General features: G+C 45.3%; 13 protein-coding genes. 8 read left to right on the top strand and 5 right to left on the bottom strand.

Annotated features, from left to right (window positions below; translation table 11 throughout):
• Window positions 1–76: 76 nt before the first annotated feature.
• The 4 genes from R7P35_RS07925 to R7P35_RS07910 form a co-directional block, all read right to left on the bottom strand.
• A complete protein-coding gene (locus R7P35_RS07925; RefSeq protein WP_213891596.1) occupies window positions 77–625 on the bottom strand; it encodes a GNAT family N-acetyltransferase in 549 nt (182 codons plus the stop codon).
• A gap of 160 nt (window positions 626–785) precedes the next feature.
• Entirely contained in the window at window positions 786–1,559 is a 774-nt protein-coding gene (locus R7P35_RS07920) for a peptidoglycan binding protein CsiV (protein ID WP_213891597.1), read from the bottom strand.
• Between the two features lie 7 nt (window positions 1,560–1,566).
• Complete coding sequence (mfd, locus tag R7P35_RS07915; protein WP_033905041.1) at window positions 1,567–5,028, bottom strand: transcription-repair coupling factor; 3,462 nt, start codon at window positions 5,026–5,028, stop codon at window positions 1,567–1,569.
• 5 nt (window positions 5,029–5,033) lie between these two features.
• Window positions 5,034–5,603: a hypothetical protein gene (locus R7P35_RS07910; protein ID WP_065274290.1), complete on the bottom strand. Its 570-nt coding sequence runs from the start codon at window positions 5,601–5,603 to the stop codon at window positions 5,034–5,036.
• Window positions 5,604–5,852: 249 nt separating this feature from the next.
• Here R7P35_RS07910 and lolC point away from each other — a divergent pair, with 249 nt between their 5' ends.
• The 3 genes from lolC to lolE are packed head-to-tail and all read left to right on the top strand — an operon-like array spanning window position 5,853 to window position 9,008.
• Window positions 5,853–7,061 (top strand): lipoprotein-releasing ABC transporter permease subunit LolC, encoded by a 1,209-nt coding sequence (lolC, locus tag R7P35_RS07905; protein WP_213904750.1) that lies wholly within the window; start codon window positions 5,853–5,855, stop codon window positions 7,059–7,061.
• Window positions 7,054–7,761 (top strand): lipoprotein-releasing ABC transporter ATP-binding protein LolD, encoded by a 708-nt coding sequence (lolD, locus tag R7P35_RS07900; protein WP_005378457.1) that lies wholly within the window; start codon window positions 7,054–7,056, stop codon window positions 7,759–7,761. The genes lolC and lolD overlap by 8 nt, the downstream gene beginning before the upstream one ends.
• 2 nt (window positions 7,762–7,763) lie before the next feature.
• Window positions 7,764–9,008 (top strand): lipoprotein-releasing ABC transporter permease subunit LolE, encoded by a 1,245-nt coding sequence (gene lolE, locus R7P35_RS07895; protein ID WP_065274291.1) that lies wholly within the window; start codon window positions 7,764–7,766, stop codon window positions 9,006–9,008.
• 149 nt (window positions 9,009–9,157) lie between these two features.
• Here lolE and R7P35_RS07890 read toward each other — a convergent pair whose 3' ends face one another.
• Window positions 9,158–9,667 (bottom strand): DUF2062 domain-containing protein, encoded by a 510-nt coding sequence (locus tag R7P35_RS07890; RefSeq protein WP_005387834.1) that lies wholly within the window; start codon window positions 9,665–9,667, stop codon window positions 9,158–9,160.
• 8 nt (window positions 9,668–9,675) lie between these two features.
• Between R7P35_RS07890 and R7P35_RS07885 the strand changes: the two genes are divergently transcribed.
• The 5 genes from R7P35_RS07885 to kdsB are packed head-to-tail and all read left to right on the top strand — an operon-like array spanning window position 9,676 to window position 15,639.
• Window positions 9,676–11,931 (top strand): DNA internalization-related competence protein ComEC/Rec2, encoded by a 2,256-nt coding sequence (locus tag R7P35_RS07885; protein ID WP_065274292.1) that lies wholly within the window; start codon window positions 9,676–9,678, stop codon window positions 11,929–11,931.
• A 31-nt stretch (window positions 11,932–11,962) separates the two neighbouring features.
• On the top strand, window positions 11,963–13,711 hold the full coding sequence (gene msbA / locus R7P35_RS07880) for a lipid A ABC transporter ATP-binding protein/permease MsbA (RefSeq protein WP_213866959.1): 1,749 nt from the start codon (window positions 11,963–11,965) through the stop codon (window positions 13,709–13,711).
• Window positions 13,712–13,716: 5 nt separating this feature from the next.
• Complete coding sequence (gene lpxK, locus R7P35_RS07875) at window positions 13,717–14,724, top strand: tetraacyldisaccharide 4'-kinase (RefSeq protein ID WP_065274294.1); 1,008 nt, start codon at window positions 13,717–13,719, stop codon at window positions 14,722–14,724.
• On the top strand, window positions 14,705–14,884 hold the full coding sequence (locus tag R7P35_RS07870; RefSeq protein ID WP_005378451.1) for a Trm112 family protein: 180 nt from the start codon (window positions 14,705–14,707) through the stop codon (window positions 14,882–14,884). The genes lpxK and R7P35_RS07870 overlap by 20 nt, the downstream gene beginning before the upstream one ends.
• Window positions 14,884–15,639 (top strand): 3-deoxy-manno-octulosonate cytidylyltransferase, encoded by a 756-nt coding sequence (gene kdsB, locus R7P35_RS07865; RefSeq protein WP_053349434.1) that lies wholly within the window; start codon window positions 14,884–14,886, stop codon window positions 15,637–15,639. The genes R7P35_RS07870 and kdsB overlap by 1 nt, the downstream gene beginning before the upstream one ends.
• Window positions 15,640–15,647: the final 8 nt, after the last annotated feature.

Raw genomic sequence — 15,647 nt, 5'->3', positions numbered from 1 at the left:
GGTTTTAAATCCACTCTGTGTGGATGTGTTGTATCTTAAAAAATGCAGAAGCCACCGCAAGTCGGTGGCTTTTTGTTTATGTTAGATCTGTCGGTAAAAGTGAGAACACAACGCCATCTTTAGGCTTACCCTGAAAAATAAACCGGTTTCTGGCGATGGCTTCTTTTTGTGCACCGACGGACTCAATTAAGGCTTGGCTAGCTTCGTTGTCGGGGTCACAAACAATCTCTAGTCGAGTTAAACTTAGCTTTGCGAAGCAGAATTCTGCTAAGGCTTTAACGGCTTCTTGGGCATAGCCTTGCCGTTGATAGCGGTCGGCAACCCAGTAACCAATACTCGCCATATTAAACGTATGATATAACTCATTAACCGCTGCCATTCCAACCAAAGTGTTACTTTGCCGCTCATAGATACCGAAACCAAAAGCCTCAGTTTTGACCCAGTTAAGACGGGTTGCCAACAGAAAGTCCTGCGCGGTTTTCAATGTGACGTTTTTATCACACCAATCAAGCCATTGGTGCAGCGAAGGGGATTCTGCAAGTAATCGTTGTAGTGAATGTGCTTCTTCAGCAGGGATGAGCTTGAGCGTTAAGCGGGGCGCAATGATTTCAAAGTCTGGGCTCATGAACTAATACGACTTCCATGTTGAGTGTAAGTAAATTGAAAGCTGTCTATTTATACTTGAACGCAGCTATTTTCCTTGCTCTGCGTTGGTTAGGAATAACTGAGGTATAGCAGATAAAAACAAAGCGCAGCTTTGCTGCGCTTTGTCGAACCGCTCGTGCTTATCGAACCCGACGAACTTGAATGATCATACCCATCAACGGGTTATCTAGGTAATGAGTCTCGCTGCTACGCATACGACGTTTTTGATCCATTCGATAACTCTTCAGGAATTTCTCTTCGGTTACTGTCGGCGATATTTCTGCCAAGTTACCGACTTGGACGTTACCATCTACTTCACCTAAGTCATCCGCCAATTGCTCAGTTGAGGTTGGTTCAAAACGCACCTCTCTAACACTTGGTTCGCGCAGATCTAGTGTTGTTTCGGCGAAGAGGTAATGCTGTACGTATATTTGGAATCGACCATCTAGTTCATATAAAGGACCATTGACCGTCTCTTCACTGTAACCGTCGCTGGAAAATGTTTGATTGCTATTGTCATTGATTGGGCGGCCATCTGCTTGATAAGAATCAGAGAAATCTCGCCCGCCAACGATGCGGAAAATTGGGGCGCTAGATTTACCTCGGTCACCTTGACGCCAGGCTACGTGTTTAAGCACTTTAAAGCCGGCATGATTATTTAGTGCCGCTTCTTGCGCGTTAAGACGGAAAGAAGAACTTGGCAAAAGTGTCACGCCTTTAGAGCGGCGGTAGGATTCACTCTCTAGGCTACCGACATTTTCCATATCGATTTTTGGCAGTTGATTCGGCCAAGATTCTGTTGTGCTTTCAGCGTCGACTGCTCGCTTGAAAATGATCACTTCAATATCAAATTGGCGCTGTGCCCAAGAGGGCATTGAGACACATAGAAGCAATAACGGGATCAGTATTCTCATTCGACTATTAGCTCGTTGGTAATAAATTCTGTTTAAAATCATTCAGTAAGTCTTGAACAAACTGAATGCGTTTACGTCGGTCCACCAATGGTACGCTAAACTTGAACTTAGTTGGACCTTCCATTGCAAATTTTTGCGGCTGTGATTGCAGCAGTTTAACTAAATACGCTGGATTTATGTCAGCATCAGGGTAAAACTCGATAAATCCACCTTTATCATGGGCTTCTATCTTTTTCGCTTTTAAACTACCAGCCGAAATTTTCAATTCTGAGACGGCAAGTAAGTTCTTTGTTGCGTCTGGAAGCAAACCAAAGCGATCAATCAGTTCCACTTTTAGCTCTGATAGTTCATCACTGCTTGTGACACTCGCAATGCGTTTGTACATCGACAGTCGTGTGTTTACATCCGGAATGTAATCATCTGGTAAGAGCGCTGGGATTCGCATTTCCACTTCAGTTTGCTCACGAAGCAGCTCATCCAAAGATGGCTCCTTGCCTTCTTTTAATGCTTGCACTGCTTGTTCCAGCATTTCCATATAAAGTGTAAAACCAACGGATTGAATTTGCCCACTTTGCTCATCACCAAGCAGCTCACCAGCACCACGGATTTCTAAATCGTGGGTTGCTAACGTAAAGCCAGCACCTAGGTCTTCCAGTGAAGCAATCGCATCAAGACGCTTGATGGCATCTTTGGTCATGGCTTTTGGATGCGGTGTTAATAAGTAAGCATAGGCCTGATGGTGCGAACGTCCAACACGGCCACGTAATTGATGCAACTGCGCCAAGCCAAGATTGTCCGCACGATCCATGATTATGGTATTCGCCGTCGGTACGTCGATACCGGTTTCGATGATGGTTGTACACACCAACACATTAAAGCGCTGATGGTAGAAGTCATTCATGATTCGCTCAAGTTCGCGCTCGCGCATTTGACCATGAGCCACGGTAATACGTGCCTCTGGGATGAGCTTCTGTAAGTCTTCTGCCGTTTTTTCAATGGTTTCAACCTGATTGTGCAGGAAGTAAACCTGACCACCACGCATAATTTCACGCAGTACCGCTTCACGGACCACTGGCTCTTCTTTTTGTCGAACAAAGGTTTTAATGGCTAAACGGCGTGCAGGAGGTGTCGCGATGATCGACAGGTCTCGCATGCCACTCATTGCCATATTCAGTGTGCGTGGAATTGGTGTTGCGGTGAGGGTAAGAATGTCCACATCCGCACGCATTGCTTTGACTTTTTCTTTTTGACGAACCCCGAAGCGGTGTTCCTCATCAACGATCAACAAACCTAAATCTTTGAATTTAATGTCGCTCGAAAGCAGCTTATGCGTACCAACGACAATGTCTACTTTACCATCGGCAACGTCTTGCAGAATGACTTTTTGTTCTTTGGCAGATTTAAAACGAGACAGTACTTCAACTCGGATTGGTAAGTTGGCAAAACGGTCACGGAAGTTTTCGAAATGCTGCTGAGCAAGCAAGGTTGTTGGTACGAGTACGGCGACCTGTTTACTGTTATCCGTTGCGACAAATGCTGCGCGCATAGCGACTTCCGTTTTACCAAAGCCCACGTCACCACACACTAAGCGATCCATCGCTTTTGCCTGGCACATGTCTGACAATACGGCATTGATGGCCATCGCTTGGTCATCTGTTTCTTCAAACGGGAATGTTGCTTTAAATGTTGCGTATTGCCCACGATCTAGCTCAAATTTGAAGCCAGGTTTTAATTCTCGTTTAGCATACACATCCAGCAATTCTGCTGCGACATCACGCACTTTTTCTGCCGCTTTACGACGTGCTTTTGCCCACGCTTCACCACCTAATTTATGCAGTGGCGCACTCTCTTCAGCGCCGCCAGAATAACGGCTGATAAGATTCAGTGATGAAACTGGCACGTAGAGCTTGGCATCGTTTTGATACTCAAGGGTGACGTATTCCGTTTTCATGCCACCGGCTTCAAGTGTTTGTAAACCGATGTAGCGGCCAATACCGTGATCAATATGAACCACAGGTTGACCGGGTTTTAGTTCCGCAAGATGGCGAATAACGGTGTCACTGTTGACGGCTTTTTTATCTTTGCGGCGTCGCTGGATAACACGGTCACCGAGTAGATCACTTTCACAGATCAGAGCGAAGTTCAGCTCTTCGTGAATGAAACCATGCTCTGCTGCGCCTAAGATCAAGCTGAATCGATCACCCGAGTCTAGAGCTTGGTAAAGTGAGCCATGTACGACCGGCCGAACTTTGATGCCTTGCAACAGCTCCGTTAGTGCTTCACGACGACCTTCTGACTCTACCGAGAAAACGATTTTGCCGCTGAATTGCTCACTAAACTGACGAAGGCGCGAGAGCGGCTCTTTATTTTGTTGTTGAACGCCAAGCTCGGCTAACGATTGTACTGGTAGGTTTTGACGACCGGCACGCTTAACCACTTTATCTAGGCTCAATTGAGCGATAGGGAGCTGTTTTAGTTGACTGAAAAGTTCGTCTTTTTTCAACCAAAGCTGTTCAGGAGTCAAAAGAGGACGCAGCGGATCAACTTTTTTCTGGTCGTATCGATATTCGACATCGGTTAAGAAAGTATCGACCGCAGATTCGATATCACCATATGTGATGACTTGAGAGTCTTCTGGCAAATATTCAAATAAAGTCTCGGTATGGTCAAAAAACAGCGGCTGCCAATACTCAATACCAGCGGGCCACGTGCCTTTGGTCACTTGCATGTAGATTGATTCAGGCTCGCGGCGTGCGTCGAACTGGGTGCGCCAACGTGTACGGAAATCTTCAATCGCTTCTTTAGTGGTTGGGAACTCATGTGCAGGCAGCAATTGGATTTGCTGAATATCGTCGATAGAGCGTTGGTTCTCTGGATCAAACGTGCGAATGGTATCTATTTCATCATCAAAGAAGTCGATGCGGTACGGGTCATTGCTGCCCATAGGAAAGAGATCCAGAATAGACCCACGACTTGCATATTCACCTGGCCCAAATACTTGATCTACATGGCGGTAGCCTGAATTTTCAAGTTGTACACGTAACTTCTCTAGCGAGAGCCGATCACCAGTTTTCACCATTAAAGTGTGTTGCAACAGAAAATCACGTGGCGATTGGCGTTGCAATACTGTACTGACCGGGACGATGGTTATGCCATCACGTTGACTTGGCAGTTGGTATAGGCGTGCGATACGTTCAGAGATGATTTCTTGATGCGGAGAAAAGTTATCGTAAGGCAGCGTTTCCCAGTCGGGGAACAGGCTTACCGTTTGGTCGGTGAATTGCTCAATCTCTGCCTGAAGCTTTAAAGCGATTTGCGGGTCAGGCACAACGAGTAGCGAGTGACTCGAATGCTGCTTGGCCAGCTCTGCAATGGCTAGAGGTAGAGCTGCGCCCGGCAAATTACCTAGCTGTTTTTTGTCGCCACGCTCTGAAGGGTTTGTGACGGAAAGAATCGTTGCTTTTGTCATAGGAATTATTTTTTATCTCGCTCCATCGAGCGCTGACGTAAAAGTTTTTGTTGTTGATACAGTGCCGCCTTTATCAGTAAATCTTGATCAGATTCTCGGAGCATCTTGTATCTAAGCGTGATAATGAAATCTTGCTCTGAAGCATCACATTCTTCTACTTGAGCGTAACAGTAAATCGCCGCAGCAGGGTGATCGAGGAACAGTTTAACACGAACGAGTTGTTGAGTAGTTAACGCTGTATCTGAGCGGAAACTGAGTTGACTAGCACCAAACTGCGTCGTTTGATATCGAATGGAGGCGTCATCTTGTTGTGAAAGCATAAAGCTCAACAAGAGGTTAAGTTTCGCGTTTTGCGTATCAAGCAAGTTGATCACATGCTTTAACTCTTTGTTTTTCAGCCCTAGACGCGCGTTGTCTGCCAACATATCTAAGTGACTAAATTCACTGGCGACAATAAATGGTGCTGGAATTTCGGAGGCAAATGTTTCTTCATCTGGCAAAGCAAAGTCCGCACTCAACGTTTCGACGTTGATGGTGAGGTTATGATGGACGGTAAAGTATTCTTGCTCTGTCATATAGTCGATCCTTTTGCCAGTGAGCGCTCCTTGCTCACTCAACAAACAAAGAGAAATAGGGCACTGATTATCGCTAACTGAATGAAGTTATCAAGTTTAGCCGATTTGTCCTTGAACTTTTTGCCCTAAATACAGACTTATTGCATGTCGTTGACAAATTTAGCGATTCTCTTGTCTTCTTAATGAGAAGAGTAAGGTAAGATAATCCGCTAAAGCTTTATATCAAAACAACCAGTTGGTTTGTCTTATATGTATCATCCTATCTCATTGTTTATTGGCTTAAGGTATCTTCGGGGACGCTCTGGAGATAGGTTCAGCCGATTTGTTTCTTATATGTCGACGGCGGGTATTACGATCGGTGTAATGGCGTTGGTGACGGTTCTTTCTGTGATGAACGGGTTTGAATCGCAGTTAAAAGAACGCATTTTAGGTGTGCTACCTCATGTCGTGGTTTCGCAACACGATGGAAAAACGCCTATGACCGAGTCTGCCCCTCCATTTGTTCAAGCGATGTCGAGTGAATCTCAGCCGGAGCCTATCGTTAGAGGAGAGGCTGTTATTCAGAGTTCTGCACAGCTGACGGCTGGTTACCTCATCGGTATTGAACCTAAGAAAGGCGATCCGATTAGCAACCATTTGATTGCCGGACGATTATCGTCACTTCAAGCAGGTGACTACAATGTATTTTTGGGTCACAGTTTGGCGCGTTCACTAAAGGTCTCAATCGGGGATAAAGTGCGCTTGATGGTGACCAACGCAACGCAGTTTACCCCACTTGGCCGTATTCCTAGCCAGCGAAACTTTACTGTCTCAGGCATTTTCAATACGGGATCGGACGTTGATGGTCAATTAATGATTGTGAACATGACGGATGCATCTAAGCTGATGCGTTTCCCTAAAGACACGGTTTCTGGTTGGCGTGTCTTTTTCTCTGACCCATTTATGGTGACGGATTTTGCTGACCAACCCATGCCTGATGGGTGGCAATGGAGTGATTGGCGCGAACAGCGTGGTGAGCTTTTCCAAGCGGTGAAAATGGAAAAGAACATGATGGGACTTATGCTAGGTCTAATTGTGGGTGTCGCTGCATTCAATATTATCTCCGCTTTAATCATGGTGGTAATGGAGAAACAATCAGAAGTCGCAATATTGAAAACTCAAGGCATGACTCAATCTCAAGTGATGACCATTTTCATGGTGCAAGGTGCAAGTAGTGGTGTAATTGGCGCGATTGTTGGTGGCGCTGCGGGCGTGATCTTGTCACTTAATCTAAATGCGATTCTTGAATCTGCTGGTGTGGCGCTATTCAGCTTTGGTGGTCATCTACCCATCTTGATTGATTCACTGCAAATTCTTTTAGTGGTGGTATTGGCGATTGCTCTTAGCCTTGCTGCTACGCTTTATCCTTCTTATCGAGCATCTTCTGTTAAACCTGCTGAGGCACTTCGCTATGAATAAGCTATTAGAATGTCGTGATATTCGTAAAGTCTACCGAGAGGGTTCGTTAGATACGGAAGTGTTGAAAGGCGTAAGTTTCGATATCGACAAAGGGGAGTTGGTTTCTATTGTTGGCTCTTCTGGTTCGGGAAAAAGTACCTTATTGCATATTTTAGGTGCGTTAGATGACGCAACTCATGGTGAAGTTGATTTTCTAGGGCAAAACCTATCAGCTTTGAGCTCGAACAAACAGGCGGCATTACGCAACAAGCACCTTGGTTTTGTATACCAGTTTCATCACTTATTGGCTGACTTTACTGCGCTTGAAAATGTGGCGATGCCACTGATGATTGGCGGTGCTAAAGTAGCGGATGCAAAACAGGCGGCTAAAGCGCTGTTAGATAAAGTTGGTTTGAGTCATCGGATGCAACATAGACCCTCCGAGTTATCGGGCGGTGAGCGTCAGCGTGTTGCGATTGCGCGTGCATTGGTGAATAAACCTGATCTGGTCTTGGCTGATGAACCTACGGGGAACTTAGATCACAATACGGCACTGTCTATCTATGATTTGATGCGCGAGCTCAATAAAGAGTCAAACATTGCATTTTTGGTTGTCACGCATGACAAAGAGCTGGCAGCAAAAATGGATCGTCAAATGCACATGCAAGATGGTTTGCTCGTAGATCGTTTTGTGACTGATACAGCATCTGCGGAGGGCTAGTTTTGTTTACCTCTTTAGCTTTGATGATTGGTGGTCGCTTCAGTCGAGCGAAAAAGCGCAACAAGATGGTGTCTTTCATATCGCTTTCTTCGACCATTGGTATTGCGGTTGGCGTTGCTGTGATCATTATCGGTTTGTCTGCAATGAATGGCTTTGAGCGCGAGCTGCAATCGCGTGTGTTGTCTGTGATCCCACACGGCGAGTTAGAAGGTGTTAATGGACCACTTCATGACTACACCAAAACGATGAATCAAGCTCTAAAACATGAACATGTTGTCGCGGCAGCACCGTACGTTCGTTTTACGGGTTTGGCAGAAAAAGGCAGTAAGCTAAAAGCGATAGAAGTTCGTGGCGTAGAGCCTACTTTCGAGCAAGCGGTGTCGAGCTTATCGAATTTTATTGACCAAGCAGCTTGGCAAAACTTTTATGCCGGTCAGCAGCAAGTGATCTTAGGCCGAGGTGTAGCAAACGAGCTAAATGTCGCCGTGGGGGATTACGTTACGTTAATGATTCCGCAAACAGGCGGCGCAAATAAAGTGCAGGCTCCTAAGCGTGTGCGCGTGAAGGTGTCAGGGTTCTTAACGTTGAATGGCCAAATCGACCACTCTCTAGCGTTAGTACCATTAGCTGATGCGCAGCAATACGCGAGGTTAGGGGGAGGGGTCACAGGCATTTCACTAAAAACTGACGATGTTCTCAATGCGCCTTCTATTGTTCGTGAGGTTGGTAGCATGGTTGATGTTTACGTGTATTTGAAAAGCTGGCAGCAAAAGTTTGGTTTTTTGTATCGCGATATTCAGCTCGTGCGCACCATTATGTACTTGGTGATGGTACTGGTGATTGGCGTGGCATGTTTTAATATTGTGTCTACGTTGATGATGGCAGTGAAAGACCGAGCGGCGGAAATTGCAATTTTGCGAACAATGGGAGCAAAAGATAGCCTAATCAAACGGATCTTTGTTTGGCAAGGTGTATTCTCTGGTGTATTTGGCAGTCTCGTCGGCAGTGTTATCGGTGTCTTAGTGGCGTTAAACCTGACTCCGTTAATTAAAGGGTTAGAGAGCTTAATTGGTCATCAGTTTTTATCGGGTGATATTTACTTTGTTGACTTCTTACCATCACAACTACACTGGCCAGATGTGGCATTGGTGTCAGTGACGGCGATAGTGCTTAGTTTACTTGCGACGTGGTATCCTGCTTCTCGTGCCGCAAGGTTGAATCCGGCGGCTGTACTGAGTTCTAAATAGCTGATTGTTTTACAATATGCGAAATACAAAAAAGGACCGAATTCGGTCCTTTTTTGTATTTATCCGACTTGAGTAACATCGCGTTTCATTCTAACTGTTAGATGCCCCTCAACTGATAGCTCAAATGCTGATTTTTACGCAGTAAGGTCTTATCTTATTTTGCGTTTTTGCCAGCTCCGTACCACGGAGTAGCGCCAAAGCCCTCGAATTCCGAAGTAGCCAATAATCGCGGATACAACCCCACAAATTGCGCAGCCCAATAGAAATGGAGGTCCAATGGTGCTCATTTGCTGCATGATGAATTCCCACGATAGTTCAAAGTGAAAAGGTTGCGGGGGAAGACGCATCACTAGAGCACCTAGCTTGTACGCAAAGTAAAATAGCACAGGCATAGTGATAGGGTTGCTGATCCATACCAAAGCGACGGAGAGGGGCAGATTGACACCCAACATAATGGCCAAACCAGCGGCCATGATCATTTGGCTCGGCAGCGGAACAAAAGCCATAAATAACCCGACAGCAAAAGCCCCTGATGCCGAGCGGCGGTTTAAGCACCACAAGTTTGGGTTGTACAACACATTGCCGAAGACCTTCAATGCTTTTTGGCGTTTGATCAATTCATGATCTGGCATGAAGCGTTTTATCAGCTTTCTAGGCATAGGACAGCATGACTCTCTCAGAAAAAAGTTGGACCTTGGCGTTATTTTTAGCGAGCGTAATCTCGTCAGCTTGGTGGCCGACAATACCAGATTGGCGTTGGTTGCTGCTGGGAATAATAACCACTGGCTCAATAATCAAATTACGTCGTGGCTTAATTAGCATAGGCGCAATTGCGGGCTTTATGGTTGTCATCGTCCACGGCAATGTATTGGAGTCTCAGAGACAAGCCCTTTTTCAAGCAGGGGAGAATATTACCATAATTGGTAAAGTTGACAGCCCTTTTACGCAAATAAGTCACGGTTATGAAGGTATTGTCGCTATAGAAGCGGTAAATTCTCAAACTCTGTTACCTTTTCTTAAACCTAAAATCCGTCTTATTACGCCTTTTCCACTCGATGTTAACAGTGAGTTTACGACATCTATCTCGTTAAAGCCGATTACAGGTCTACGCAACGAAGCTGGCTTTGATGCTGAAAAGCACGCGATGGGTAAAAATATTATCGCCCGAGCGGTTGTCAACAAAGACGCTAAGTGGATTGTTCGTTCTAATGTATCTCTGCGTCAATCCATTATTGCCGATGTCGCTGATGATGTGTCTTCCCTTCATCATTTCTCGTTAATAAGTGCGTTAGTTTTTGCTGACCGTTCTTGGTTGTCTAAGGAAGATTGGCAAGCGCTCAGGGACAGTGGTTTACTGCATTTGGTCTCCATTTCTGGTTTACATATTGGTATGGCGTTTACTTTTGGGCTAGTCGTGGGCGGTACCGTTCGTTATCTATTACCCCAATACCAGTTGTTGCCTAGCTTATATGGGCTGATCTTCGCTGTTGCCTACGCTTGGTTAGCGGATTTCTCTCTGCCTACTACGCGAGCAGTGTCGGTATGCGTTGTTTACGTTCTCCTGAAGTATACTCTGGTGCACTGGACTTCTTGGCGAGTTCTTTTGCTTGCAGTATCTCTACAACTGCTTGTTCAACCTTTTGCATCCTACAGTATGAGCTTTTGGTTATCATACCTATCCGTTTGTGCGGTATTGTTCGCAATTAATTTGATTCGACATCAAAGGGGAGGTTGGAAAGCGAGATTAAAAGCGTTATTGCTTACTCAATTGATGTTGAGCGCTTTAATCGTACCTGTTAGTGGCCATTTCTTCTCCGGTTTTAGTTTGTCCTCAATAGCCTACAACTTGGTATTTATTCCTTGGTTCGGATTTATCGTTGTACCTTTGATGTTTCTAGCCCTGTTCTCATCTTTGTTTCTTGAAATGATAGCGAAGCCTCTGTGGCATTTGGTGGACTGGTCATTACAGCCATTGAGCACGTCAATACAGTACGCAGTAGGTTCTTGGCAATCCATTAGCATGGAAATGACAATGCTGGTTATGGCGATAGTGGTTTGCTTAATATTTCAACGGTTCATGTCTCATTACGCGTGGTATTTGTTACTCGGCATCGTTATTAGTATCAAGCTTGCATCGAAGTATGAACCGAGTTGGCGTATCGATGTATTAGATGTAGGTCATGGCCTTGCAGTGGTTGTAGAAAAAGACGACAAGGTGTTGCTGTATGACACTGGTAAAGCATGGCAAAGCGGCAGTATCGCAGAGCAGGTCGTCACTCCGGTTTTGCATCAACGAGGTTATGAAAGCATAGATACACTGATTCTAAGCCATTTCGATAATGATCACGCAGGCGGCCGCTTTTTCATTGAAGATGCCTTTTCTCCACAGCGTAAATTTAGTAGTCAATTCTTTATCGGATATGAACCTTGCACTAGAGGCGACCAATGGAAATGGCAAGGATTAAACATGGAAGTGCTCTGGCCTCCTGCACTTGTTCAACGTGCGTATAATCCGCACTCCTGTGTATTACGACTTACTGACCCTATTTCTAACTTTAGTATGCTTTTTACTGGTGATATTGAGGCCATTAGCGAGTGGATATTGCTTAGAGAGCCCGGAAAGTTACAAAGCGATGTGATGCTAGTCCCTCACCACGGGAGTAAAAGTTCATCGAATCCTCGATTTATCGAGGCGGTGAGCCCGAGTGTGGCAGTTGCTTCTTTAGCAAAAAACAATCGATGGGGAATGCCAGCGGAAAATGTCGTTGCTTCATACCGAAAGCTTGGCATTACTTGGCTTGATACTGGTGAGGGTGGTCAGGTAAGCTTCTTTATTCACCGTGATAATTGGCGCTCAGAAACCAAACGTAGCGATACATTTGAGCCTTGGTATAGGCAGATGCTGCGTAAGGGAGTAGAATGAGAGTCTTAATGTAAGAAAATAAAGCACTTCTATGTCGATAAATACTGATGAAACGACTTGGCAGACGTTTAAGCGTCTATGGCAATTTATTCGCCTTTATAAGTCAGGTCTTGTCGTTGCAGTCATTGCATTAGTTATTAATGCCATATCAGATACCTATATGATTTCCCTGCTAAAACCACTACTCGATGAAGGTTTTGGGAACGCTGAATCTGATTTTTTACGCACGCTTCCATTGATTATTTTTGCCATGATGTTCATCCGTGGCATAAGTGGATTTGTCTCCACCTACTGTTTGAGCTGGGTATCTGGCAACGTAGTTATGCAAGTCCGTCGCATGGTGTTCAATCACTTTATGCATATGCCAGTGTCTTACTTTGATAAGGAAAAGACGGGCAATTTATTGTCGCGTATAACCTACGACTCAGAGCAAGTGTCAGCGGCAACTAGCCAAGCGTTGGTGAGCATTGTCCGTGAAGGCGCAAGTATCATTGGTCTGTTAGTTTTGATGTTTTACAACAGCTGGCAATTGTCGCTAGTGCTGTTTGCTGTTGCTCCCGTTGTAGCATGGGGTATTGGTGTTGTTTCTAAACGTTTTAGAAAAATATCCAAAAATATGCAGACCATGATGGGTAACGTAACTGCATCAGCAGAGCAGATGCTGAAAGGCCATAAAGTTGTGTTGAGCTATGGCGGCCAAGACATCGAACGTAAACGATTTGAAAAAGTCAGCAACCAAATGCGTCAACAAAGCATGAAGTTGGTGACGGCTCAAGCGGCGGCTAACCCTATCATCCAAATGATTGCATCACTTGCAATTGTTGCCGTTCTTTATTTAGCAAGTATTGATTCGATTAAAGAGCAACTGACTCCAGGTACATTTACTGTTGTCTTCTCTGCAATGTTTGGTCTGATGCGCCCACTTAAAGCGCTGACTAACGTTACTTCTCAGTTCCAACGTGGTATGGCCGCGAGCCAAACGCTCTTCGCGTTAATTGACCTCGAGCCTGAGAAAAACGAAGGTAAGTTGACAGTTAAACGCGCAAATGGCGATGTTTCAGTTAAAAACGTAAGCTTTACTTACACTGGTGCAGAAAAACCAGCATTGGAAAATGTCAGCTTCGATATTCCAAGAGGAAAAACGGTGGCGCTAGTTGGCCGTTCTGGCTCAGGTAAAAGTACCATCGCGAACTTGTTCAACCGCTTCTATGATGTTGACAGTGGATCTATCACATTAGATGGGCATGATATTCGTGATTACGAGCTAAAGAATTTACGTCAGCAATTTGCACTAGTATCGCAAAATGTTCATTTGTTTAATGACACGATAGCAAACAATATTGCGTACGCAACGGATGGTCAATATGAGCGCAGTGATATCGAGAAAGCGGCAACACTCGCGCATGCGATGGAGTTCATCGGCAAAATGGATGATGGACTTGATACCATGATTGGTGAAAATGGTGCTAGCTTGTCTGGTGGTCAACGCCAACGTGTTGCGATTGCGCGAGCTCTATTGCGTGATGCTCCAGTGCTGATTCTTGATGAGGCAACTTCGGCTTTGGATACCGAATCCGAGCGAGCTATTCAAGCTGCACTTGATGAGCTGCAAAAAGACAAAACGGTACTTGTAATAGCGCACCGCTTATCCACAATCGAGAAAGCCGATGAAATTCTTGTGGTTGATGATGGTGCCATCATTGAACGTGGCAACCACGCTGAGCTTATTGAGAAAAATGGTGCGTATGCACAATTGCACCGTATTCAGTTTGGTGAATAAGCGCGGTGATTGAAAAAATCTGGTTTGAAAACCATCCAATAAAATACCTCTTGTGGCCGCTTTTGTGGCCACTGAGTTTATTATTTGGAGCGATAAGCAAGTCAAAGCGAAAGCAATACCAAACTGGCCGCAAGCAAGCTTATAATGCGCCTATACCTGTTGTTGTGGTTGGCAATATCACTGCTGGTGGCAATGGTAAAACACCAGTTGTTGTGTGGCTTGTTGAGCAACTACAGCAAATGGGCTTTAAGCCGGGGGTTGTTTCTCGTGGTTATGGGGCAAAGGCTCCTGCCTATCCGTTAGTGCTAAAAGAAGATACGCCAGCGAAGCATTGTGGCGATGAACCTAAGTTGATTCATCGCCGTACAGGAGCACCTGTTGCGGTAGATCCTGTGCGTTCAAATGCAGTGAAAGCACTGCTAGATTTGGATGTGGATATCATAATTACGGATGATGGATTACAACATTATGCGTTAGGCCGTGATATTGAGTTAGTGATTGTGGATGGGAATCGCCGGTTTGGGAATGAAAGCCTGATTCCATTAGGTCCTTTACGTGAAGGTATTGAGCGACTTAAAGAAGTCGACTTTATCATCACCAATGGCGGTCAAGCGCATACGGGCGAAATCGCAATGGCTTTAGCACCCTCTAAAGCTATTAATCTTAAGACTAAGCAACATGTGGATGTCTCGGAGTTGAAAGATCTCGTCGCATTTGCGGGCATTGGGCATCCTCCGCGTTTTTTTCATACACTAAACTCGATGGACGCAGATGTTAAAGTCACAAAAGGTTTTGCTGACCATCAAGACTTTGATCAACAAGAATTAGAAGCATTGGCTCAACAAGGGACCAATGTGATTATGACCGAGAAAGATGCCGTCAAGTGCAGCCATTATGCGCAAGATAATTGGTGGTATCTGCCTGTATCTGCCCAGTTTGAGTCAAACGATGCAGAGCAAATTTTAAATAGAATAAAAGAGGTTAAAGCGGCTTATGGATCACCGTCTACTTGAGATTGTAGCTTGCCCTGTTTGCAAAGGTAAGCTGACGTACGATAAAGATAATCAAGAGTTGATCTGCAAATTGGATCGCCTTGCTTACCCGATCAAAGAGGGTATTCCAGTTCTGCTAGAGCCTGAAGCTCGCACTATGAGCATGGATGAGGGACGCTAATGTCTTTTACGGTTGTCATCCCTTCGCGCTACGCATCGAGCCGTTTGCCTGGTAAACCGCTAGCGGATATTGGTGGTAAGCCTATGGTTCAGTGGGTTTATGAACAAGCGCTACAAGCGGGTGCGGAAGATGTCATCGTTGCAACTGATGACGAGCGTGTTGCGAAAGCGGTTTCGTCATTTGGTGGTAAAGTTTGTATGACCTCTCCCCACCACGAATCAGGTACGGAGCGTCTTGCCGAAGTTGTTGAAAAAATGGCTATTCCGTCAGACCACATTATTGTTAATGTGCAAGGGGATGAGCCTTTGATTCCGCCGTCCATCATTCGTCAGGTTGCTGATAACTTATCTGGGTGTGAAGCCCCGATGGCGACGTTAGCTGTAGAAATAGACTCGGAAGAGGAAGTGTTCAACCCGAACGCTGTTAAAGTTGTCGCAGATGAGCAAGGTTATGCGATGTACTTTAGTCGAGCAACCATCCCTTGGGATCGCGATAACTTTGCTAAACAAGACAAAACCATTGCCAACCCATTAATGCGTCATATTGGTATTTATGCTTATCGAGCTGGTTTCATTAATACGTATGTCAACTGGGCACCAAGTGCATTAGAGCAGATTGAGTGTCTTGAGCAACTGCGAGTGCTTTGGTACGGTGAAAAAATTCATGTGGCGGTAGCGAAAGAAGCACCAGCAGCAGGCGTTGATACGCCCGAAGATCTAGAAGCCGTGCGCGCGATTGTTGCAAAGCAAGCGTAACAAATGCT

This window comes from Vibrio sp. Vb0304 (assembly GCF_033338995.1).
Taxonomy (GTDB): Bacteria; Pseudomonadota; Gammaproteobacteria; order Enterobacterales; family Vibrionaceae; genus Vibrio; species Vibrio alginolyticus.
Note: the sequence above shows the minus strand (reverse complement) of the source record. Positions and strands in the feature narration are given on the sequence as shown.

What these genes read in the sequence shown, in the direction of transcription:
- R7P35_RS07925 (WP_213891596.1), bottom strand. Translation starts at nt 625, where the DNA reads ATGAGCCCAGACTTTGAAATCATTGCGCCCCGCTTAACGCTCAAGCTC.
- R7P35_RS07920 (WP_213891597.1), bottom strand. Translation starts at nt 1,559, where the DNA reads ATGAGAATACTGATCCCGTTATTGCTTCTATGTGTCTCAATGCCCTCT.
- mfd (WP_033905041.1), bottom strand. Translation starts at nt 5,028, where the DNA reads ATGACAAAAGCAACGATTCTTTCCGTCACAAACCCTTCAGAGCGTGGC.
- R7P35_RS07910 (WP_065274290.1), bottom strand. Translation starts at nt 5,603, where the DNA reads ATGACAGAGCAAGAATACTTTACCGTCCATCATAACCTCACCATCAAC.
- lolC (WP_213904750.1), top strand. Translation starts at nt 5,853, where the DNA reads ATGTATCATCCTATCTCATTGTTTATTGGCTTAAGGTATCTTCGGGGA.
- lolD (WP_005378457.1), top strand. Translation starts at nt 7,054, where the DNA reads ATGAATAAGCTATTAGAATGTCGTGATATTCGTAAAGTCTACCGAGAG.
- R7P35_RS07890 (WP_005387834.1), bottom strand. Translation starts at nt 9,667, where the DNA reads ATGCCTAGAAAGCTGATAAAACGCTTCATGCCAGATCATGAATTGATC.
- R7P35_RS07885 (WP_065274292.1), top strand. Translation starts at nt 9,676, where the DNA reads ATGACTCTCTCAGAAAAAAGTTGGACCTTGGCGTTATTTTTAGCGAGC.
- msbA (WP_213866959.1), top strand. Translation starts at nt 11,963, where the DNA reads ATGTCGATAAATACTGATGAAACGACTTGGCAGACGTTTAAGCGTCTA.
- R7P35_RS07870 (WP_005378451.1), top strand. Translation starts at nt 14,705, where the DNA reads ATGGATCACCGTCTACTTGAGATTGTAGCTTGCCCTGTTTGCAAAGGT.
- kdsB (WP_053349434.1), top strand. Translation starts at nt 14,884, where the DNA reads ATGTCTTTTACGGTTGTCATCCCTTCGCGCTACGCATCGAGCCGTTTG.